Source organism: Photobacterium kasasachensis, assembly GCF_050336885.1.
GTDB classification, from domain to species: domain Bacteria; phylum Pseudomonadota; class Gammaproteobacteria; order Enterobacterales; family Vibrionaceae; genus Photobacterium; species Photobacterium kasasachensis.
Map to the genome: position 1 here is coordinate 40,299 of NZ_JAKJSH010000005.1, position 21,282 is coordinate 61,580.

Genomic DNA, 21,282 nt, shown 5'->3' on the forward strand with positions numbered 1-21,282 from the left:
ACTGCGTCGGGGCTACTTGCTTGCCAGGTAGGTGGTTGCTTGTTGGAGTTGTGGTCGGTCTGCTTCTTCGACTTCCGCAACATCGACCAGCATTTGATAATACTGTTTGGCTTTGTCTTTATCTCCGGTGAGCTCTGCTGATTTTGCCGCGCCGTACAGGCTGTTAAAACGGTTCTTGCTGCGGTTCAGGGCAGCTTCATATTGAACTGTCGCCTGTTGGTATTTTTCCATTTCCAGCAGCATGTCGCCCAGTAACTCTCTGGCCGGTAAGACTTCTCCCGGCGTCACTGGGTGTTTTTCCGTGGTTGCCTCCAAGTCGGCGGCACTCTGCATTGTCAGTAATGCCTGGTTATGATCGCCTTGGTTGAACTGCAGCCATGCCAAAGCAGACAGGCGTTGGATTTCAACTTGCTTAGCCCAGTAGGCAGAACTTTTCTCCGTTTGTGTTTTTAACTCGCCCAGCCGGGCAATCGCTTTTTCAGCCTTCGGTACATCGCCGGTTTGAGCAGCACCGAGTGCTATCGCGAAATGGGTAACTGCTTCCATGGCCGGGAATTTGTCCCACGGATAGCTGGCTGGTTGTCTCGGCTCAAGCTTGGCGGCCTCTGCCCATTGCTGCCGCTCTAATACATAGCGGGCTGGAACGGCTGCCAATGTATAGGCCGAGGCTGCATGTGGCTGAAGCGGATCGCTGAGTGCAAGTGTCTCTTCGACCACAGCCAACGCTTTTTTGTCCTGGGCTTTTTGAAGGTAGGAATAGGCCATGTAGTCCAGTGCATGAAGATAGTGCAGTGAGATCTTGTCGCCTGCCGGATTCAGCTTGGCTGCTGCTGCAGAGCGGATGTTCATGGCTATAGATTCGTCCCACAGACCTAGCCGGGTAAAGATATGGGTAGGCATATGGAGAGCATGGGGGATTGATGGTGCTATCTCGCCGTAGCTGCGCGCGACATCAAGCGCTTTCTCAGCCAGTTCCGGGTAGTCATAAGCATGGATAATATAGTGGTGAGCCCCGGGGTGCTTTGGATTCTTGGCCAATATAGTCGCTGCGGTTTCTCCTGCTTTTTTCTGTTTTACATAGCTCTTATCGGCTGGTGATGCGGTACCCAGTAGTGACAACGCATAGAAGGCCGTCGCTTCCTGATCAGAAGGAAACGCGTCATGTACCTTAGCCCAACCTTGTTCGAAGGCTATCAGGTTATCCGTTTCTTTTTCTTTTCGCCCTTGGGCGTAGTAGCTATTAATGGCCTGGATATAGGCAACTTCACGTTGGGTTTTCGTCCCTTTTACTTTGGCTTTTTCCACCATTTCCAGGCCTTTGGCAAAGTTTTCTTCGTTAGGTGGATCTGACCACAGCGGGTGGACGATAGACATCGCGACTCCCCAATAGGCCATCGCACAGTCAGGATCTTTTTCAATGACAGCTTCAAAGGTTGATCGGGCCTTGACGTAAGTCATGTGGTGGAGCAAAGCCAGGCCCTGATCCAGCATTGGTTGGTTTTCTTCATTGCATGAGGTCGGGAATTCTACTTTGCCTAGCCTGCCTGGGTCGGTTTCTTGGGTTGCAGCATGAACGCTCTGGCTAAGTAAAGTCGGACAGGAAAAGATGGCCGCCACCAATAGCCAGCCATGCCTACTATTCGTTTTCATATTCTTTCTCCAAAAATATGGTCTAGCGATAGGCTTTGTTGCTTAATATGTGGCTCACAGTTGATCTCGCCTATTCAAAGTGAACTGGCGTGGTCGAGTTATTGAGGAAAGTATAGGTAAGAATCTCGGATGGCGGCCTACCAAGGTGACTTTGGTGATAGAGCTGAGACGACTAAGCCTTATTGATATGTTTGGCGAGCCTTTTCGCTAGGCAAATTAATGTATAGGTTGGCGGGAGCCCCCATGATTCGGGGATCACTGAGGTATCACAGACATACAGACCCTGGATATCTGTTTGCAGGTTGCTATCGACTATGTCACCGATTCTTGCGCTACCACCTTGGTGGGCTGCAAAATGATGGGTGCGATAAGTCTGGTCGGCACCAGCCTCGCGCAATATGCCTTCAGCAATGATGGCACCAGATTCCAGTCGTTCCTTGTCACTTGATTGAAGGCGCTTGTTCACCCAACTTGAACCTATTTTTCCACTTAGTTCATCTTTTACTTTTACCATCAGCGATAAGGTGTTGTTGGCAGACAGCATATGGTTGAACTTACCTACCTGCGCGGTAAACAAATGGAAGAAAGGCTTGGGAAGGCTGAGATCGGACAGCATTATGCCGTCATCGGGCAAGTGCAGCCCGGTTGCCATTGGGATTTCGCCGTCGGGATAGCTTTCCTGTACCTTTCCCATCACAGCGATAACCGGGTCGATAAAGAAGGCTTGTCCGGCATTGGTAATACCGGTTGCCTGTAAAATTTGCGCCGAACCGATGCCGCCTGCGGCTAGAATAATGTTGTTGCCCCGTACCGACCGAAGTTGGCCTCTATGTTTGAACTCAACGCCGACAGCACGGTTGTTTTCAGTGAGCACTCGGGTAACTTTAGCACTGGTGAGCAATTGGGCACATTGCTCGGTGGCATCGTCCAAAAACAGGCGGGAATTCCACTTGGCATCATGCGGACAGCCGTACGAACACAGGTGACAGGCGGAGCGGCATTTATCAATATCAATGAACTTATCGAGCTTCTGCCAGTTGAGTCCGAGCTGTTGTGCCCCTTGTTTGATTCGATGAGCCTTGGGGCCGATAAGATCGTCGGGGAGGGTTGAGATTGGCAGTGTTCGCTCCACTTCTGCGATCTCAGCGGATAAGTCGATACCGTAACGCAGGAACATCTCGGTTGGAGGTGCCATGGCGGTTGCGTAGTTAATCGCTGAGCTGCCACCAGCGGTGATCCCACGAATTAATAATGATAGATCTGGGGTAATGTAGGCACTTTTGCCGGGGATCGCGGCTATTCCTGCCATTTGGATAAAAGAGCCAGTCAATGGCGTGTTGTTGCCCCATTCGAGAACCAATACCCGTTGACCTTGATTTGCTAGTTCCCAGGCAATGGTTGCACCGCCGGGGCCACTGCCGACAACTATGGCGTCAAATACAGTGTCATAAATGGTATCAGGCGAGGCATTACACAGGTCTATTGGTTTCGCGGGCATGGTTTGACAACCTTACTAGTCGATATCGAAATGCTAGTGACACTATACGTGACATTCCGTTCGGATCCATTACACTTAGCGCCCTTTTTCTGGCATAGCGGCCAACAAACAGAGTAATCGTTCATAGTTCAAGTGAGGATCGGTAACGTGATTCAGGATCGTGCTGGCCAGATGGTCATCTTTCATATCTTGGTAAAAGCTGGCAGTTTTACGATGGCTGCCAGGCAACTCTGTGTTTCGACGTCTCATGTCAGCAAGCAGTTAGGCGCTCTTGAGGGCGAACTTAACGTGAAGCTTGTACAGCGGACCACGCGAAGTTTTACCCTGACCGAAGCCGGGCAGCGTTTTGCAAGCTACTGCGAGCAGGTCGTCCATGCTGTTCAGGATGCCGATGCCATTATGGATGATGTCCGTGATGAAGTGGCTGGTGTGTTGCGCCTTGGATTGTCACAGTCTTTTGGGACCATGCATATTATCCCGGCAATAGAGCATCTGCGGCAGCAATACCCGGAATTGCAGGTTGAAGTGAGCCTGTTTGATCACAAGGCCAATATGCTCGAAGACGGTATTGATCTCTGGATCACCAATTATGAGCATATCCCCGAGGGGTACGTGGCCCAGAGGCTGGCCGACACACGCTTTGTAGTGGTGGCTTCGCCTGACTACCTGGTTCATCATCCCGTGCCGCATCATCCTAATGACCTGGTCAATCACAACTGTCTGACCTATCAAAGTCGTCAACGTAATTACAGCACCTGGTCGTTCACCAGCCAGCAAGAAGCACTTTGTGTAACGGTGTCGGGTAACTATCGGGTGGATCTGGCGGAAGCGGTACGTGATGCGGCAATCTCAGGGTGGGGCATTGCCTATTTGGCGAGCTACCTGCTCACTGGCGAGTTTCGCGACGGTAAATTAATCCAGTTGATGCCGGACTGGCAAGCCAACCAGAGCATGCCGTTTTATGCGGTGTATCCGAGCCGTAAACACCTGCCGCGTAAAATATCGGCGGTGATTGCGTTTTTTAAAGAGTATATCGGTGAAACGCCTTATTGGGACAAGGCCCTAGCACCGTTGGTCAAACTGTCGGGGAAGTAAAACTGCCCGAAAATTATCCAGAGTTGCCAGTGTTGGCTTTTGTGATAGCCAAAATATCTTTTCCATGTGGCAACAATAGCGATTAGATGATATTTAACTTCAATTAATACAATGAGATAAATATATTGGTAGTGTTGGGCTTAATTTGTGCCACAAGCTGTTAACAAGCGGATATTGCATCAAGAGTCCCGTTGCCTAGAATGCGCGCCTCAACTTAATTTGGTTACAAAGGTTCACGCATGACGTCGTTGTTAGGTATTGTCACGATATTGCTCTTTGCATGGCTATTGTCAAAAGATCGCCGCAATATTCCCCTAAAAACTGTTTCACTGGCATTAGGGCTACAGGTGGCGTTTGCGCTGTTGGTGCTCTATGTGCCGACTGGTAAAGAGGCATTGAATACAGTTACCGGTACTGTTTCCAGTGTGATTAATTACGGTCAGGAAGGGATCAGCTTTCTGTTTGGCGGCCTGGCCACCGGTAGCGTCGGTTTTGTCTTTGCCATCAATGTACTTGGCATTATTATTTTCTTTTCTGCACTTATTTCAGCCCTTTATCATATCGGGCTGATGCCAAAGGTGATCAACCTGATTGGTGGTTCTTTGCAAAAACTGCTGGGCACCGGTCGCGCAGAGTCGCTATCGGCCACTGCCAATATTTTTGTCGGTATGATTGAAGCGCCGCTGGTGGTGAAGCCGTATTTGAAGAACATGAGCGACTCGCAGTTTTTTGCTGTAATGACCTGCGGGCTGGCCTCGGTTGCCGGCGGTACACTGGTGGGATACGCCTCTTTGGGGGTGGAGTTGCACTTTCTGATTGCTGCCGCCTTTATGTCAGCGCCGGCGGGTTTGCTGATGGCAAAGATACTCTATCCGCCAAGTAATACCACGCTAGATCAGGATGAGATCACCTCGGTTGAGCTTCCTCGTGCGACAAATGTAGTGGAAGCCCTTGCGGACGGTGCGATGTCCGGCCTGAGAATTGCGGTTGCTATAGGGGCGACTCTGTTGGCTTTTGTCAGCGTTATTGCGCTGTTGAACGGTATGTTGGGTTATATCGGCGAACTTGTGGGTATTGCGCTCAGCTTTGAATTGATCCTAGGCTATGTGTTCGCGCCTGTAGCCTGGTTGATTGGAGTGCCTTGGTATGAGGCAGTTACTGCCGGTTCGTTGATAGGCAACAAGATTGTAGTGAATGAATTTGTCGCCTTTATCGAGCTGATTAAGGTACAAGATCAGCTTAGTGCGCACTCTATGGCAATAGTGACCTTCGCCCTGTGCGGCTTTGCCAATATTTCGACCATGGCAATTCTCATTGGTGGGTTGGGCAGCCTAGTACCGGAGCGCCGTACTTTTATTTCCCAAAATGGCTTTCGAGCTATTGCTGCCGGTGTGCTAGCTAACTTGATGAGCGCGGCTATTGCAGGCGTGATCCTGTCACTTTAAGTGCGTTGTCGTTGATTCGGGGGAAACAGAAAGGGAGCCCTTATTTGGGGCTCCCTTTGTTGTGTTACTGATATAGAAATATTGGTTCTAGTTACATTCAGCCAGCTTGAGGTTTGGTGTCACTTTGTTTTTTCCCTGAATATCCTTCCAAACCATAGGCGCAACTATTGTAAACAGGACAACATTCGATACTGGAACAGAAAGCCACACCCCGTCGATACCCAGCCACTGTGGTAACAGGTAGAGGAACGGCAGCTGAATGAGCATGTTGCCAACTGAAATCGCCAGTGCCTTCCCGCCTTGATTGACAGCCATGAAATACACAGAAGCCAGGGCAATAAAACCATCCAGAAACATCGAGAACAGGTGTAACCGCAGACCGTTTGTCGTTTCACTGATCAGTACCGGATCGTCACTGGTAAACAAGCCGATCATGGTCTCGGGATACAGGTTTAGCAGTATTACGGCGCTAATACCGGTGAGTAGTACCACTTTGATAGCCAGGGTTAGTGTTGCTTTTATCTTATTCATTTGCCCCGAGCCAAAGTAATAGCTCACCGGAGGTTGCATCCCCCCTGCGACGCCTTCGGCTAACAGGTAGTACATGGTCATCAGGTAACCGACAATAGCAAACGCACCAACGTGTACCGAGCTGCCATATTCCATGAACAGCCGATTATGCAGAGCAATAACGAAGCTGAAATAGGCATACATGAATAGGCTTGAGGTGCCTAATCCGATGGACTTAGCAGCCAGCCTCGGGCTGAATCGTAGCTTTCCCAAACTCAGCCTTAGCTGGGAAAATGGCGAAAAATAGTAGCCGATGGCGACAACAAATACGGTAACTTGCGAGAAAATAGTAGCGATGGCTGCGCCTTCCAGCCCCCAGCCAAACCGACCTATGAATAGGTAATCGAGAGCAATATTAATCAGGGCACCGATAACCATTAAAATGGTCGAAAAGTTCGGGCTGTCATCATTGCGGATCAGCATTGGCATTGCACCTGCTGCAATCGTAAATATCGCTCCCCACGAGAAGATATCGATATATTCAATGCCAAGTTCAAGAGTTTCTCCGACGGCTCCCTGGGCAATAAGCATCGCTGGCCCAAATGCCGAGACCAACGCCATCATTAGCACACCGGCAATAAGAATGAGACCAAGGCCTGTTGTCAATGTCCTACGTGCTTTGTCTGTAGCCCCTTCGCCGCGGTAGATAGAGATCAGGCTGCCTGAGCCCATTCCTACCAATAGACCAAGACCGACAATCACACCAATAATAGGCCATGCCATATTGATCCCGGCCAGGCCCTCAAAGCCAATATAGTGACCCACAAAAATGCCGTCGATGACCTGATAGAGGCCGTTGACCAACATGGCAACAACTGACGGGATCGCATAGCGCCAAAACGTGCGATTTACTGAATTATCGGTGGTTACTTTCTCTTGCATAGTCATTATTCACTTTTTGATGTCTAGGGAGAATTATGCGTGGAATACAGATTGATGAAAGTTGGTATCCATCCGTTTTTCGGATACATTGGCGAGATGCGAGATGCGAGATGCGAGATGCGAGATGCGAGATGCGAGATGCGAGATGCGAGATAAGGAAATGAAATGAATTGGACACTCGATCAGTTAGAAGCCTTTGTCACGGCTGTCAATCATGGGTCGTTCTCAGCGGCGGCAAGAAAAATCGGCAAGGCCCAGTCTCGGGTGAGTACGGCGATCACCAATTTGGAAGTCGACCTTGGATTCGAACTGTTCGATCGCAGTGCTCGCCTGCCGGTGCTAACGCCTGAAGGCAAAGAGATGTATACCGAGGCACAGGCCGTACTGGCGCAGTGTCAGCGGATGCAATCGCGGGCGATGACAGTCTCGACTGGTGAGGAAATTTCGCTTACCGTCGCCATGGATGAAGCCGTGCCTATTTTGTCTTTTGAGAATTTTTTCCTACAAATTGCTGCGAAGTATCCGCTCTTGAAGCTCACTATCATCAATGGCTCGCAGGACGATATTGCACGCTGGGTAAGTGAGAAAAGAGCCGATATTGGTATTTTGTTTCACATTAAAAGCTTGCCTGACAACCTGGAATTTATGCCTATCAGCCAGTTCTACCAGTCCCTGATTGTTTCCTCCGAGCATCCGTTAGCAACGGTTTCGGCGCCACGTGTGAGTGAGCTTAACCGTTATCGCCAACTGGTGATCCGCGAGCGGATGGGGGAGGCCTCGGCCAAGCCGATTTCATCCAATCATTGGTACGTTGATAGCTATTACTATATTACGGCTCTGGTCACTCGGGGAGTTGGCTGGGCTTTGGTTCCGGAGCATCTGGCGAAAGAAGAGTGGTATGTCGACGAGCTGGTTGAGTTATCTACCGAGCATATCGCTGATTCGCTGCTGGTTGAGATGGGAGTCGTCAAGCGGCGCGATAAAGGAAGTGGCAAAATCATGACCTGGATGTATGACGAGCTAAGTTCAATGTTCAAGGAAAACACCTAGTGCGAGCAAGAATCTATGCATAACTTTACGTTTTGCTAGCAATTTTTGATGCAAAATCGAGGTATGATTAGGGCATCAAAGCCATCAAGTGGGTATTTAGTGCAAACCATGTGTTCCCAAACTGCATCTTCCTCCGCCAACCTGCCTTTGTTGCTGGCAGGCCCGATCCTACGCAAATGTACGGCGAATGAACTTACGCTGTGGCTTGTCACATCAGAGCCCTTGGCTGCGACTTTTTCCCTCTACTATCCCGAGGATGATGAACCTTTCTTTTCTGAGCAGATAACAACAGCGGAGCAGATCCAGGTGGGCCAGGCTGCCTGGGTGACAATGGCCAGCATCAAAGGCCATTTTCCTGTCGCTACCGTATTGGAATATCAGCTGGTTACTCAACGAGGAGACATTACCGAGCTGGTTCCCTATTTGCTGTACCCCGGCGAAAAGCGGCTGTCATTCAGTATTAAGGAGCAGGCTGACTACGTACTGCATGGTTCTTGTCGTAATCCGCATTATCCGAGCAAGGACAGTTTGGTTGCGGCGGATGATAAACTGGCCTTGCAGTCAGTTCTGGAGCGTCCGGCGCTGCTGATGATGAGTGGCGATCAGATTTATGCCGATCATGTTGCCGGACCTACACTGGACGCTATTCAGCAGGTTATCGGATTACTGGGACTGCCTGATGAAACTTTCGCCCAGGGGCCGGTAGCCAACACTCAGTCACTTTATCAGCATGGCTATAACTTCTATGGCCGTGAAAAGATCTTGCCGCACTATGTGGAAAGCGGCAACTGGCTGTCGGATAACGGATTGCGAAAGTGGCTGCCAAACCGGGGAAGGCCGGTATTTAGCTCAAGGGAATGCGAAAACCATCTGATGAGCTTCAGTGAGTTCTTTGCCATGTATCTGTTGGTATGGTCGCCGCAGTTGTGGCAGCTTATCGACGGTGAGCGGCTGAAAAAGTGCGGCTTCCAGTCAGGTCAGCGTATGCTTGAGCCTAAATGGCAGCAGCTATGGCATCAAGAAAAGCAGCATATCGATGAATTTGTTGCAGGTTTGCCGCAGGTTCAGCGCTTAATGGCGCATATACCGACCTATATGATTTTTGATGATCATGATATCACTGACGACTGGAACCTGACGATTGGCTGGGAAAAAGCGGCTTACGGTAACTTATTGTCCCGCCGTATCATTGGTAATGGCCTGATCAGCTATTGGCTGTGCCAGGGTTGGGGCAATGCGCCCGAGCATTTCGATCAGGAGTTTCTCAATCTGGCCAAGGGGTATTTCTCACAGCCTAGCTGTGAGCATCAGGATCAGCTGATTAACCATCTGTATCGGTTTGAACAGTGGCATTACACCATTGAAACAACACCTAAAATGCTGGTGCTGGATACCCGCACGCGACGCTGGCGCTCAGAGTCGAAAATGAACAAACCGTCGGGGCTGATGGACTGGGAAGCACTGACCGAGCTGCAGCAGTCGCTGCTGAATGAGCCCGCGGTGATCATTGTTTCGGCGGCACCTATGTTCGGGGTGAAGTTTATCGAAATGCTCCAGCGCGGCATGACCTGGCTCGGTCAGCCATTGCTGATTGATGCCGAAAACTGGATGGCGCATCCGGGTTCCGCCAATACCTTGCTCAGTATTTTTTCTCATACCAAGACACCGACAAACTTCGTAATCCTCTCTGGTGATGTCCATTATTCGTTTGCCTATGATGTGAAGCTGCGCTTTCGCCGCAGCAGCCCGAATATCTACCAGATCACATCAAGCGGGATCAAGAATGAATTCCCCAACGCCTTGCTGCGCTTTTGTGATGTGATGGACAGGGCGCTGTATAGCCCGCACTCTCCCCTGAACTGGCTGACCAAGCGAAAGCGGTTAAAGATCAAAAAACGCGATCCTGATACAACCGGGAACCACCGTTTGGTCAATCGCAGCGCAATCGGTGAGTTGTATCTCGATAGTAACGGCAAGCCGAGCCGGGTTGAGATCCTGACCGCAGAGGGTGACACGGTGTGCTTTCCACCTGTTGAGTAGCGCTATAGGTCATGATGATAAGAAACATCTGCTCTCTACGCTGAAAAGATGTTTCTTATCTGTATAAAAGGTTGCAATAACTATTACAGTCGATTTGAAATCAGTTTATCTTTTGGGTGTGAAGAAACAGTTTAAGTTCAATGTGAGAACACCACAAATAATCACAATTTAATTAAAAGTGTCGAGCGGTCAGTAAGCCTGCTTAAATTAACTCTCATGCGTTCAATGTTCAAGTTCGCTGCTGGCTACTAAATTCTAAAATGAAAGCCCCCAGCCGCCTGTTTGGCCTCTTAAAATCGCCATATTATTTGTTGATAAATATCTGTTGTTAAACTCTGATTTTTACTTGAAGGAATGGTTGTTGAGTGATAACGTATTTTTCATTCAGGAAATAGTAGGATATTAAAAATAAATCTAAATCTTATGTTAGGCCAATTAATTAATTTGTTTATATTGAGTGAGTTTTATTTTTGCCAAGCCTGATTTTATTCGTTATATAACTCAAGCTAAGATTGGAAAGATAATGACTGATAAAAAATACTCGATGTCATCATCCGGTGCATTCGTTGAAATATTTACTTTGAGTCCATATAAAAATGGCCCTTTAGATAGCCTCACTTTTGCAGTGAAAGATAATATTGAACTCAAAGGCTTTAATACTTCTTATGGTAGCAAACCCTGGCTTTCAGCCCATCATTCTGCTGTCTACAGTGCCGTCTGTATCGAGCAACTATTGGCGAGTGGTGCAACTTGTGTAGGCAAAACAGTTGCCGATGAATATACCTATAGCCTGGATGGAGAAAGTTATTTTTATGGCACGCCTGTTAACCCCAAGGCACCAGCCAGAATTCCAGGCGGCTCATCGAGCGGCTCGGCATCAGCTGTTGCATGTGGCTTGGTTGATTTCGCTATCGGTACTGACTCTGCAGGCTCTATTCGCGTGCCTGCGAGTTTGTGCGGGGTATGGGGTATGAGGCCCACGCTGCACCGTATTTCTGAAGCGGGAGTACTGCCTTTTATGCCAAGTGTGAGTACCGTTGGTGCGTTTGCTAATGACATATCAATTCTCGATAAGGTAATGCGAATCATGCTAAATAGCGAGAGCCCTGAACCTATCGAGCCCCGTCGCATCTATATACTTGAAGATGCTTTTGCTATTGCTGACGGTGCTGTCGCTGGTGCGCTAAAGCAAGAGGTTGCAAGGATTTTCTCAGCATCTGATATTGCCATAGAATCAATTACGTTAAGTGAAATAGTCGGAAAAGATATTGATCTGCATACGTTAAATACTCAAGCGTTGAGAGTTGTGCAAACTGCTGAATTCATGAATACAGTCGGTGGCTGGATCGAAGAGACTAACCCCGAAAAAGGTCCCAGCTTTGCGGCTGCCTATGAGAATTTGCGAGGGTTTGATCGGAGCGAGTTGAGTGACGCATTACTACTGCGCGAAAAGCTATGTGGGCGAATATTAAACTTCATGAACCAAGGTGAATTGGTTTTATTTCCCACTACTCCAACTATTGCCCCACTAAAAGGAGCGCTTAATAACATTGAAACGGTGATGGATTTCTATGACAGAACAATGGCTATCACATCGTTTTCAGGTGTTGGGCGGTTGCCCGAAATATCTATTCCTTTAACTACAGTCGATGGTGCCCCAGTAGGTTTATCTATTGCATCTGGGCCGTATCAGGATGAATTTTTACTGTCTACAGCCCGAAAGCTTTTTCCTCAGTAGCATTATTGATTTTTATAATGTTCCGTAAGAGATACCTGTATTAAAAGAGCTGGCTCATAACCACTCATAAATTAATATTCCAAGGCTTACTCGGTTTACGTAATGGTCATAGTCAATCAAGCTTTCACCATAGCCGTTATAATATTGCAGATATAATTTAACGATATCGTAAACGGGGAATGCCAAACTTAATTCGATACCGCCTTTATTATCGTCAAACTTTAGGTTGTTACGTAATAAAAGGCTATACAGTGTTCCCTCGTCTTTGTATGTCAGGCGATAATTTCCGTAGCCCATGTAATCTTCGATGTTAGGGTTGTCATCGTCCTCATCACTTTCAGGAATGCGATACCAGGGCTGAATGGATAGATAAAAGTCGTCTCTGGTAAATTGAAAGTTAGCATATAGTCGATTCCAGCTTCGGGAGAGTAATTCAGAGCGTCCGTTCGACTGGTGAATTAGACCAATATCCGTCATGACGAGTTTAAAACCTAAGATATTCACATCCGAGTAGTAGGAGGCAAAGACTTCTGGGGCATAGTTCGTTTCCCTAAAAGGCGCTGATTCATCAGAGTTATATAGTTGCCACCACGCTGTTTGGGTATAGCCAAACCAGATATCCCAGTTATCGCGGTAGATATCGTCCAACAGTTTGAGTCTACCGCTGATCTGGAATTTGACTTCAAATCTGTCGAGTTCTGCGCCGGGAGCAAATTCCTCGAAGGCTTCTTCATTCGGCCTTTCGTTATAAGACAACGGGAGGATGTAGTTGGGATAATGTGGGGTCAGTTGAAATACTTTCCTGTCATTAAAATAGCTGACAATCTCGTTGCTATCCATGGTAGTGAGATTGAACGCTTTCGCTTCACTTTTAGATGCTACTGATTTATCAGCGTTGTCTGATAGTTCGGGGCCACCCTTTGATAGCTGGTCATAACATTCTAACCGTTGGTGATCGACCTTAATGTCCGCACAGCTAGAGTGGGCTTGGAAGCTTAAGAGATACAATAATATCCAACAGAGAATGTACTTGTTTGTGATCATCAGGCCTAAAGCCCCCTGTGTCTGTTGTTAAGGTGTTTTTCTTATTTATTAATAAGAAAAACATGTATAAAGCTGATAATAGTCTATCGCTACCATGTTGTTGATAGCAGAGAACGACAATGGCTCGCTGTACTTAGCATTTGATAGCCAGCTATAGCGATGTTGGAGGCTAGGTGTGATCCCCATTTTGCTTTCTCGCAGTGACCAGGTACTAAGACTTGATAGTTGTGATCACATAAAGTTAACATTTAAACATCTGTTTATTGACAATTGGTCAGGGCTTATCTAGTTATATCATTCTACGCTGCTTAATATCTGTTGGATTTTTAGGTATTTAGCAACTGAATCAATGATAATCAACGAATAACAAGGTAATCATCTATGATGAGTCTAGCTGCTGCCCTGCAAAGAAATGCCAGTTGTAAACCTGATAAAGTTGCGATTATTTGTGGTGATATTCAAATCACCTATGCCGAGTTTGATGCCCTTGCCAGCAAGGTTGCCAATGGCCTGATAGCCAAAGGTATTTTACCCGGTGACAAGGTGGCGCTGAGTTGCCCGAACCTGCCTTTTTTCCCTATTGTCTATTACGGCATCCAGAAAGCCGGAGCGGTCGTGGTACCGCTTAATGTGCTGCTTAAAGAACGAGAGATTAAATACCACCTCGAAGACTCTCAGGCGAAGTTCTTTTTCTGTTTTGAGGGAACAGACGTATTGCCGATGGGGGAGGCCGGGGTTGCGGCATTCAACCAGGTGGAGCAGTGCCTGGATATGGTTGTGATGACTGCGGATCAAAATCAGCACTCATTTAATGGCCAGCCATCGTTTTCTGCTTTTATCCAGGAGTGTGCTCCTTGTTGTGATTATCTGCCTCGTCGTGCCGATGATACGGCTGTTATTTTATATACCTCCGGAACAACCGGCCTGCCGAAGGGGGCCGAACTGACGCAGGGGAATATGGTCTGCAATGCCCTGGTTACAGAAAACCTGATAGCGGCGCAGGCCGATGATGTTCAGCTGGTAACGTTGCCTCTTTTCCACTCATTTGGCCAGACCGTTAACATGAATGCCTCCGTCTTCGCTGGTGCAACAATGGTATTGGTGCCGAGGTTCGAGCCAGCATTGGTTCTTGAATTGATTGCTGAGCATAAGGTGACCGTGTTTGCTGGGGTACCGACTATGTATATTGCGCTCAATCACTGCCCGAACGAGCGGGATGTTTCTTCGCTGCGGCTGGCAATCAGTGGTGGTTCGTCGATGCCGACAGAGGTGATTCATGTTTTTGAAGATAGGTTCAACGTCCCGATTCTCGAAGGCTACGGACTGTCGGAGACCAGCCCTGTTGCCTGTTTCAATCACCTGGATCAGGAACGGATCCCAGGCTCGGTCGGTCAACCGATTCAGGGCGTTGAAATTCGCCTGGCCGATGTGAAGGGTGAGCTTGTTGCCAGCGGTCAGGAAGGGGAGGTGATTATTCGTGGTCATAACATCATGAAGGGATACCTTAACCGCCCGGAAGAAAATGAGAATGCGCTACGCGATGGCTGGTTCTTTACCGGTGATATCGGTCGATTTGATGAAAAGGGAAATCTGTACATCGTTGATCGGGTCAAAGACTTAATCATTCGCGGCGGATTTAATGTATATCCGCGAGAAATCGAAGAAGTGTTTATGACCCATCCTGCTGTTGCCATGGTGGCGGTGATTGGCATTCCTGATCAGGAATATGGTGAAGAGATTAAAGCCTATGTGGTGCTGAAAGAAGGATCCGACGCGGATGAACAGGTGCTCTACGAGTGGGGTAAGGCCCAGTTTGCTACGTTCAAATATCCGAGGAGCGTGGAGATACGTCAGCAGCTGCCTATGAGCGCCACGGGTAAGATCCTGAAAAAAGATCTCAAAGCCGAGGCCAGGATGAGTCAGTCTGCCGAGTAGTGCTTAGCTGGCGAAATCAATTCGCCTGATACGTAGTGAGCCAGCTTAAGATAAGCAGGGGATTTCCCCTGCTTTTTTATGTGTTTAGCCGAATCCATCCCAGAGATGGTTTTGAACCGGTCAGGATGATCGCTGTGTCGGTATTTGAGGACGCTGAATGGGGTTTCAGCAGCTAAACTGTAATGATATCAATAAGTGATTTATCAACAGATCCCTTTGACTCGGAGGCTGATTGTCGATGACAAGCTCTGAGGAGGAATGATGAGTAACGTACATGGTATCTCGATGGATGTAGAGCGGGTGGATGAAATGGTCTTTATGGAATTCAAGGCCATTGGCACCCTGACTCATTCGGATTATGAAAAGATCACACCATTGATTGAGGATGCGCTGGTGGAAGTTGAACACCCGATCGTCAATGTTTACGTCGATGGTACTGATTTTGACGGCTGGCAGCTCCAGGCCGCCTGGGATGATTTAAAGCTGGGCTTAAAGCACGGCAAGAAATTCAACAAAGTTGCGTTTTACGGCAACAGCCGGTGGCAGGAAGTGATGTCTAAGATGGGAAGCTGGTTTGTTTCCGGAGAGGTCAGGTATTTTGAAGAGCCCCTGGATGCACTGAGTTGGCTACGGGAGTGACATTTAGAGCTTACTGCACAATAGCAACTATAGTACTGAAATTACTATTGAATTAGAATAAACGACAATTAGATCTTTCCTTTGTTGAGTATGGTGGCGTGGGTGTTATCGCCATATTCAGTTATTTGCTTTATATGTTTGTACTATTTACAGGTTTAAAATGGATATTAATAAAACAGCGGTTGCTGTACTGTTTGCATTGCTCCCTATATCGCTTCATGCCAAGGATACTGAGCAGCTCGATTCGTCTTTTCGATATTTTGCCAGCATAAAGGGCGGAATGAGCCAGCTCAGTAATTCTGATCGCGTTGTGCTGAGTAATGGCAGTAAGCTGGAAGCAGAATCCACCTCAGGCGAGGGTTTTGCTGGCATTGATATTGGCGCATATACACCCGATGGCAAGAGCCGGATGTATTACAGTTTCGAGCAGCATAAATCTGAAACCAAGTTCCAAGAGTCCCCTGCCTACGAGACAAAAGCCAACATGCACTTGCTCAGTGCCGATTACCTGTTCCGTCATGAAAAGACTGTAACCCCGTTTGTTGGGCTTCATATCGGTTACTCGTCGGTGGAGCCGGATTCGCAGTTTCCGGATGGGTTTGATGTAAGCGGAATCGTGTTCGGCCTGCAGGCAGGGATTAATTGGCAGGTAGCAGAGCCGGTCAGAGTTGATCTTGGGCTACGTCACTCGCTGGTGCCGAAAGATATAGAAACCTGGAATGGTACCGACAGCGATGGAAATGCCGTTACATTCGAATCACAGCAGAACGGTGTCACCTCCCTCTTTATTGGCGCTTCCTATTTGTTCTGAGTAACAGAATATGCCCCGTGCAGCTTATCTGATGGGAGGCGGGCTCACGCTGTTGTTTACTCCCGTTTTCAGCTGCGTATAATGCCCTGCTAGTTTAACGACAACCATTATCATTAAGGACTTCACTTTGAAGCTATTTGTCAGAGATCTTACCGTTATCGATGCTTCTTACCTGTGCGAACAGCGAGGTATGGTCGGAGAAAGTTGGATCCTCGATGTGGTGATGTCGGGTGAGCTGAATGAAATGAGCATGGTGCTCGATTTCAGCAGGGTCAAAAAGCAAATCAAGCAGCTGGTGGATGAGTTTGTCGATCATCGCCTAATTGTACCGACTCGGAACTCCCGAATTCATGTTGCCGAAAGTCAGCCTGGTTACGCAACAGTCGACTTGCTACGTGACGAGACAAGTATTCACTTGAATTGCCCGGATCAGGCTTACTGCTTTATTGATGATGATGCAGTAACGATTGAGTCTGTTACCCGCCATTTGTATCAGGTACTAGACGGTAAGTTACCGGACAATGTGCAAGGGCTGGAACTGACTTTGCGTCATGAGAAAATTGAAGGCGCCTTTTATCACTATAGCCATGGGCTTAAAAAGCATGACGGGAACTGTCAGCGTATTGCTCATGGCCACCGTTCTCCGGTAGAGCTGTATGTTGGCGGCCAGCGCGATGCCGAGCTAGAGCAGCAGTGGGCGCAGCGCTGGCAGGATATCTACCTGGGTAGCAGTGAAGACGAGGTTGCGTTATCGGACCTGAACCTGAGCAAGCATGCGGCGGGTATCTCCGAGTTGACCCATTATGGTTTCCGTTATCAGGCGCCTCAGGGTGAGTTTGAGTTGGCGATTGCCCGCTCGGAAACCGAGATGCTCGATACAGATACTACCGTAGAGCTGTTGGCGCATTATATTGCTGAGCAGGTTCGTCCAATGGTCGAGGGCAAGTCCCTTGACGTGGTCGCTTACGAAGGGGTTGGCAAAGGTGCCATGGCCTCAGCATAACCCTGCCTCGATAAAACCAAGCCTCGAAATAAACAGCGATAACCTCATAAAGCCCTTTTAAAATAAAGGGCTTTTTGCATTCTAATGCCCAGGTTTCTTCCTAGTGATTTCTTAGTGATTTTCTTGCCCAGTCATGAATTAGCTGTTTTTCATAGGCGAGTACCCTGCTTCTGCCCATTCCCCACACACTTGCCTGATAGTTCAGGTTGGTCAGCCTGACTGTATCCGATTTCATTGCCGTCTCACCCTGACGGATCTGGTAGCTGAAACTGATCGAGGGTGCTGAAATACTGGTTAATATTCGTATTTTTTGTCCGGTTTCTGCGCCATAGCGAATATCACCTGCTAGATCCAGATTGTTCACCTTGATGTTCAGTGTTTGGTCCGGAGCCAGATAGATTCTGGCCATATCGCCGAAATATTCACTGAGATTCTCGAAGACTTGTTGTTGAAAGCGTGGCTGGCTACCGCTGGACGATCTCACATCGCGGTAGTTTTCAGGGCTGGCCCAGGTAACCGATGCGGGCGGAAACTCAAATGTGTCATTGGCAACAGCTGTGGCACAGAATAAGAAAAAGCTAAGGGGTAGCCAGGTTGTTAGTTTCATGAGTGAGAGCCTCCGGAGGATACAATGTGTTCTCGTACCCAGTTTGGTGAACAGCTTCGGTCTGGCCCGCAGAGCCGAAGCCCGGTAGTTACTGTCATCCTTAAGTTTATCAAACACGCTGGCGGATGTGATTGGCTCCAAACTATCAGAGGTCTAGCGTCATTTCGCGCATAGATTGGCTCGACTTTGGGCTGTTCGCCTTGCAGACTGTGAAACACAGACAGAATCAGCATGGATGCGAGGAGTCATTTTGTCTAAACGTTTAAGGCTACTGCTGACTATCTCTGTTGTCATCATTGCTATGGTCGCCGGGATGGTTGCGACAAGAGAAGTGGGCCGCCAGTGGCTATTTGAAAATGCTCAGACGCAGGGCGAAGATCGCTTGCTCAAGTACGTCGGTGACATTCGCCGAGCACTCAGTCGCTATCATTATCTGCCTTATTTGGTGGCCGATCACCAGCAGAGTCGGGGGCTGCTGACCGGCGACAATACTTTGCATGATGACGTTGGCCTTTATCTCGCCCAGTTGGACAAGGCCGCCAATACCAAGGGCTGGTATATCCTGACACCGAAAGGAAACCTGATTGCTTCTAGCCGAAAGCATGCCAGTTGGGAGGAAGCCGACGGGCAGGCTATCGCTGACAAACTTATCCGCCAGGGCGGAGAAGTGGTGACAGTGAGCAAGATTGTTGACGGCAAGGCACGGTACTTTCTGGCTGCGCCTATGTACTCAAAATCAGTGGTGATCGGAATCGCTGTCGTTAAGGTCGACTTGAGTACCTTGACGGAGTCCTGGCTGGCTGATAATGAATTGGTTTTGATCAGCCATAGAGAACAGAAGTTTTTCCTGTCGAGCAGCCAGCGCTATAGCGCCGAGTGGCTCAACAGCCAGGCGCAGGAAATGGCACAGCAACCTCCGAGTGTTATGCAGCTTGCCAGTGGTACGACATTGTCGACCTGGCAGCTCGGGCAGGAAGACTATCTGGTTCAAACGGTTCAGCTCGATGATCTGAAATGGAAGATCTACTACCTCACGCCATTGAAAGAGCAAATACAAACGGTTTACTGGCTGGGGGTGAGTACCGTCATCCTGATGGTCTCGATACTTATTCTGGGGCTGTTTATTTACGAGCGACGGCAGAAGCTGCGCTCTAAACAGCAGTTACAGGATCTGGTCATTGAGTCCGAATACTGGTTGCGGCGGATGTTCAGCAAAACCAATGTTGGGTTGATGCTGCTTGACAGCCAGGGAAAGATTGGTGAAATCAACCCGACGGCTATGCGTTATTTCAGCTTGTCGGACTCCATGGTCGAGAATATTTTTGCCTGGCAGCTGTTTGAGACGACGGCCGGTAATTCAACCGTAATGCTGTTGCTGAAGAATTTGGCTAATCACCATGAGTGGGGAGAAATCACTGGCGTAGAAGTGATGGCCCGGCGTAGCGACGGCTCGCGGTTTCCGGTGTTGTTTTCAATCACCTCGCTTCCTTGGCATGACGAAAGGCATTTTTTGATCACGGCCATCGATATTAGCAAGCGTAAAAAAGCGGAAAACGCCCTTCGTGCGGTCAATGAGCAACTGGAACAACGGGTTCAGGAAAGGACAAGAGCGCTGCACTCTGCCCAGGCAGAGCTGGTCCAGAGCAGTAAAATGGCCGCGCTGGGCAGAATGTCGAGCGCGATTACCCACGAGCTCAACCAACCGCTTACCGGGTTGCGCACTTTGCTCTCCAGCAATGAATTACTGATTGAGCGCGGAGAAACCAAGATGCTGCTTGTCAACATGAAGCTGGTGGATACGCTGGTGGAACGGATGGCAAACATGACCTCGCAGCTCAAAACGTTTGCCTTTAACCGCCCTGAACAGCTATCGGCCACGTCCTTGCCGGATTCGCTGCAGCAATTATTGCGTATTCATCAGCAACGGCTGCAAGGTGTCGATGTTCGTATTCGTATTCCCTCTACACTGCCACACGTACTCGGAGAGCCTCAGCGTCTCATGCAGGTATTGGGTAACCTGATCAGTAATGCCCTTGATGCGATGGCTGATATAGCTCAACCTGCCTTGATTATCACAGCCTCAGAACAGGGCGAGCAGGTGATCATTGAGGTGATCGACAATGGATGCGGGGTTAGCGAGTCCATGCTGGACAACATGTTCGAACCGTTTCAGACCAGTAAAAAAATGGGTGAAGGGCTGGGGTTGGGACTATCAATCACTGCAAATAGTATCCGCGATATGCAAGGTTCCATCCGTGCCGCCAATAACGTCGATGACGAAGGGCGGCGGGTGGCGGGGATGACATTTACGGTTGTGATGCAGGTTTTCTCGCTACAATCCACGCATTCACCTGGCTATGAGTCTGGAGATGAATTTGAGCATGGCATCACTGAATCAGACTAGGCGTTGGTTGGTATCGCTTTCGACTGCTTGGATTTCATATTGGCCAGCAGGGCCCCGGCGAGAATAAAACATAGTGCCAGTATAATATTGAATGACCAGCTGTTTATGCCTGCCAGTGACAGCGCTATTGATGAAATCAGTGGGGCACTGAAGCTCAGAGAGGCCAGCAGTTGCTTATTTCCGTGTTTAAGGCCGATGTCCCACAGGTAAAACGAGCCGCCCACCGGCCCCAGGCCAAGCAAAATTATACCGAGCCATTCACTGACATTGAAATCCCAGTAGCCGGTTTCCAGTTTCAGGTGAGCCACCAGAGAGAGCACGGCCACAGCTGCCGACAGCCAGCCAATGTCATCGACATGGTTAGTCGATTTGGACAAATACCACGAATAACTCGACCAAATCAGCGCACAGACAATAGCCAGCAGGTAACCGCTCAGGTGAGCTTGGCTGATTGATAGGCTGGCTTCACCAAGGATAATAAACGTAATACCGACAAAACCCAGGCAGCCACCGCATAGGGCCCTGGCGAGTGTTTGTCGGTTAGCTACAAAAACGGCTAATAGCAATGGCCATAGGTAGACTATCAGGCTGACCTCAATCGCTGGGGCATACTTCAGTGCCATGAAATAACAAAAGTGGAAGCCGAATAGTCCAGCTATGCCAATGAGCCACTGTGGTGTTGTCAGTTGTGGCTTGCTGAACAATCGCTGGCCGGTAATGAAGCGCTTTGCCAGCATAATGAATGCTGAGAGGCTAAAGCACAGAGACAATAGCTGAAATGCCGGTATTTTTGTGGTCATGGTACCGAGCAGGGCGAGTAACCCCCATAGAATAACGGCAATAACGCCATAGAGTGTTGCCATGATAGTGC

16 protein-coding genes are annotated in these 21,282 nt (G+C 48.6%); 10 read left to right on the forward strand and 6 right to left on the reverse strand.

The annotated features are described in order from the left end of the window. Window positions 1-12: 12 nt before the first annotated feature. Window positions 13-1,650, reverse strand: coding sequence for a tetratricopeptide repeat protein (locus L4D19_RS04650; RefSeq protein WP_428451444.1), 1,638 nt, complete (start codon window positions 1,648-1,650; stop codon window positions 13-15). 172 nt (window positions 1,651-1,822) lie between these two features. Continuing rightward, entirely contained in the window at window positions 1,823-3,148 is a 1,326-nt protein-coding gene (locus tag L4D19_RS04655; RefSeq protein ID WP_428451445.1) for an FAD-dependent oxidoreductase, read from the reverse strand. 147 nt (window positions 3,149-3,295) lie between these two features. On the opposite strand from L4D19_RS04655, the gene L4D19_RS04660 reads away from it, so the two are divergent. Further along, window positions 3,296-4,243, forward strand: coding sequence for a LysR family transcriptional regulator (locus tag L4D19_RS04660; protein WP_428451446.1), 948 nt, complete (start codon window positions 3,296-3,298; stop codon window positions 4,241-4,243). A gap of 239 nt (window positions 4,244-4,482) precedes the next feature. Further along, window positions 4,483-5,688 (forward strand): NupC/NupG family nucleoside CNT transporter, encoded by a 1,206-nt coding sequence (locus tag L4D19_RS04665; protein WP_428451447.1) that lies wholly within the window; start codon window positions 4,483-4,485, stop codon window positions 5,686-5,688. An 87-nt stretch (window positions 5,689-5,775) separates the two neighbouring features. Here the strand turns inward: L4D19_RS04665 and L4D19_RS04670 are convergent, their stop codons facing one another. Beyond that, window positions 5,776-7,140, reverse strand: a complete 1,365-nt coding sequence (locus L4D19_RS04670) for an MATE family efflux transporter (RefSeq protein ID WP_428451448.1) — start codon at window positions 7,138-7,140, stop codon at window positions 5,776-5,778. 165 nt (window positions 7,141-7,305) lie between these two features. Between L4D19_RS04670 and L4D19_RS04675 the strand changes: the two genes are divergently transcribed. The 3 genes from L4D19_RS04675 (at window position 7,306) to L4D19_RS04685 (ending at window position 11,968) form a co-directional block, all read left to right on the forward strand. Beyond that, window positions 7,306-8,190: a LysR family transcriptional regulator gene (locus tag L4D19_RS04675; RefSeq protein ID WP_428451449.1), complete on the forward strand. Its 885-nt coding sequence runs from the start codon at window positions 7,306-7,308 to the stop codon at window positions 8,188-8,190. A 108-nt stretch (window positions 8,191-8,298) separates the two neighbouring features. Next, window positions 8,299-10,230 (forward strand): alkaline phosphatase D family protein, encoded by a 1,932-nt coding sequence (locus L4D19_RS04680; protein ID WP_428451450.1) that lies wholly within the window; start codon window positions 8,299-8,301, stop codon window positions 10,228-10,230. A 523-nt stretch (window positions 10,231-10,753) separates the two neighbouring features. Next, window positions 10,754-11,968, forward strand: a complete 1,215-nt coding sequence (locus L4D19_RS04685) for an amidase family protein (RefSeq protein ID WP_428451451.1) — start codon at window positions 10,754-10,756, stop codon at window positions 11,966-11,968. A 54-nt stretch (window positions 11,969-12,022) separates the two neighbouring features. Here L4D19_RS04685 and L4D19_RS04690 read toward each other — a convergent pair whose 3' ends face one another. Beyond that, window positions 12,023-13,012, reverse strand: a complete 990-nt coding sequence (locus L4D19_RS04690) for a phospholipase A (protein WP_428451452.1) — start codon at window positions 13,010-13,012, stop codon at window positions 12,023-12,025. Between the two features lie 381 nt (window positions 13,013-13,393). Here L4D19_RS04690 and L4D19_RS04695 point away from each other — a divergent pair, with 381 nt between their 5' ends. From L4D19_RS04695 to L4D19_RS04710, 4 genes are all read left to right on the forward strand, one after another. Continuing rightward, window positions 13,394-14,947, forward strand: coding sequence for a long-chain-fatty-acid--CoA ligase (locus L4D19_RS04695; protein ID WP_428451453.1), 1,554 nt, complete (start codon window positions 13,394-13,396; stop codon window positions 14,945-14,947). A gap of 261 nt (window positions 14,948-15,208) precedes the next feature. Further along, window positions 15,209-15,586: a SpoIIAA family protein gene (locus L4D19_RS04700; RefSeq protein ID WP_160648789.1), complete on the forward strand. Its 378-nt coding sequence runs from the start codon at window positions 15,209-15,211 to the stop codon at window positions 15,584-15,586. A 160-nt stretch (window positions 15,587-15,746) separates the two neighbouring features. Then, a complete protein-coding gene (locus L4D19_RS04705) occupies window positions 15,747-16,397 on the forward strand; it encodes a hypothetical protein (RefSeq protein WP_428451454.1) in 651 nt (216 codons plus the stop codon). Window positions 16,398-16,524: 127 nt separating this feature from the next. Continuing rightward, window positions 16,525-17,400 carry a 6-pyruvoyl trahydropterin synthase family protein gene (locus L4D19_RS04710; RefSeq protein ID WP_428451455.1) on the forward strand — a complete coding sequence of 292 codons (876 nt, stop codon included), beginning with the start codon at window positions 16,525-16,527 and terminating at the stop codon, window positions 17,398-17,400. A gap of 100 nt (window positions 17,401-17,500) precedes the next feature. Here the strand turns inward: L4D19_RS04710 and L4D19_RS04715 are convergent, their stop codons facing one another. Then, window positions 17,501-18,007, reverse strand: a complete 507-nt coding sequence (locus tag L4D19_RS04715; protein WP_428451456.1) for a DUF3016 domain-containing protein — start codon at window positions 18,005-18,007, stop codon at window positions 17,501-17,503. 301 nt (window positions 18,008-18,308) lie between these two features. Here L4D19_RS04715 and L4D19_RS04720 point away from each other — a divergent pair, with 301 nt between their 5' ends. Next, window positions 18,309-20,411: a sensor histidine kinase gene (locus L4D19_RS04720; RefSeq protein WP_428451965.1), complete on the forward strand. Its 2,103-nt coding sequence runs from the start codon at window positions 18,309-18,311 to the stop codon at window positions 20,409-20,411. Here the strand turns inward: L4D19_RS04720 and L4D19_RS04725 are convergent. Beyond that, on the reverse strand, window positions 20,408-21,274 hold the full coding sequence (locus L4D19_RS04725) for a DMT family transporter (RefSeq protein WP_428451457.1): 867 nt from the start codon (window positions 21,272-21,274) through the stop codon (window positions 20,408-20,410). The genes L4D19_RS04720 and L4D19_RS04725 overlap by 4 nt on opposite strands. Window positions 21,275-21,282 lie beyond the last annotated feature (8 nt).

Coding starts and splice junctions, on each gene's coding strand:
- L4D19_RS04650 (WP_428451444.1), bottom strand. CDS start 1,650: ATGAAAACGAATAGTAGGCATGGCTGGCTATTGGTGGCGGCCATCTTT.
- L4D19_RS04655 (WP_428451445.1), bottom strand. CDS start 3,148: ATGCCCGCGAAACCAATAGACCTGTGTAATGCCTCGCCTGATACCATT.
- L4D19_RS04665 (WP_428451447.1), top strand. CDS start 4,483: ATGACGTCGTTGTTAGGTATTGTCACGATATTGCTCTTTGCATGGCTA.
- L4D19_RS04670 (WP_428451448.1), bottom strand. CDS start 7,140: ATGCAAGAGAAAGTAACCACCGATAATTCAGTAAATCGCACGTTTTGG.
- L4D19_RS04675 (WP_428451449.1), top strand. CDS start 7,306: ATGAATTGGACACTCGATCAGTTAGAAGCCTTTGTCACGGCTGTCAAT.
- L4D19_RS04680 (WP_428451450.1), top strand. CDS start 8,299: ATGTGTTCCCAAACTGCATCTTCCTCCGCCAACCTGCCTTTGTTGCTG.
- L4D19_RS04685 (WP_428451451.1), top strand. CDS start 10,754: ATGACTGATAAAAAATACTCGATGTCATCATCCGGTGCATTCGTTGAA.
- L4D19_RS04690 (WP_428451452.1), bottom strand. CDS start 13,012: ATGATCACAAACAAGTACATTCTCTGTTGGATATTATTGTATCTCTTA.
- L4D19_RS04695 (WP_428451453.1), top strand. CDS start 13,394: ATGATGAGTCTAGCTGCTGCCCTGCAAAGAAATGCCAGTTGTAAACCT.
- L4D19_RS04700 (WP_160648789.1), top strand. CDS start 15,209: ATGAGTAACGTACATGGTATCTCGATGGATGTAGAGCGGGTGGATGAA.
- L4D19_RS04705 (WP_428451454.1), top strand. CDS start 15,747: ATGGATATTAATAAAACAGCGGTTGCTGTACTGTTTGCATTGCTCCCT.
- L4D19_RS04715 (WP_428451456.1), bottom strand. CDS start 18,007: ATGAAACTAACAACCTGGCTACCCCTTAGCTTTTTCTTATTCTGTGCC.
- L4D19_RS04720 (WP_428451965.1), top strand. CDS start 18,309: ATGGTCGCCGGGATGGTTGCGACAAGAGAAGTGGGCCGCCAGTGGCTA.
- L4D19_RS04725 (WP_428451457.1), bottom strand. CDS start 21,274: ATGGCAACACTCTATGGCGTTATTGCCGTTATTCTATGGGGGTTACTC.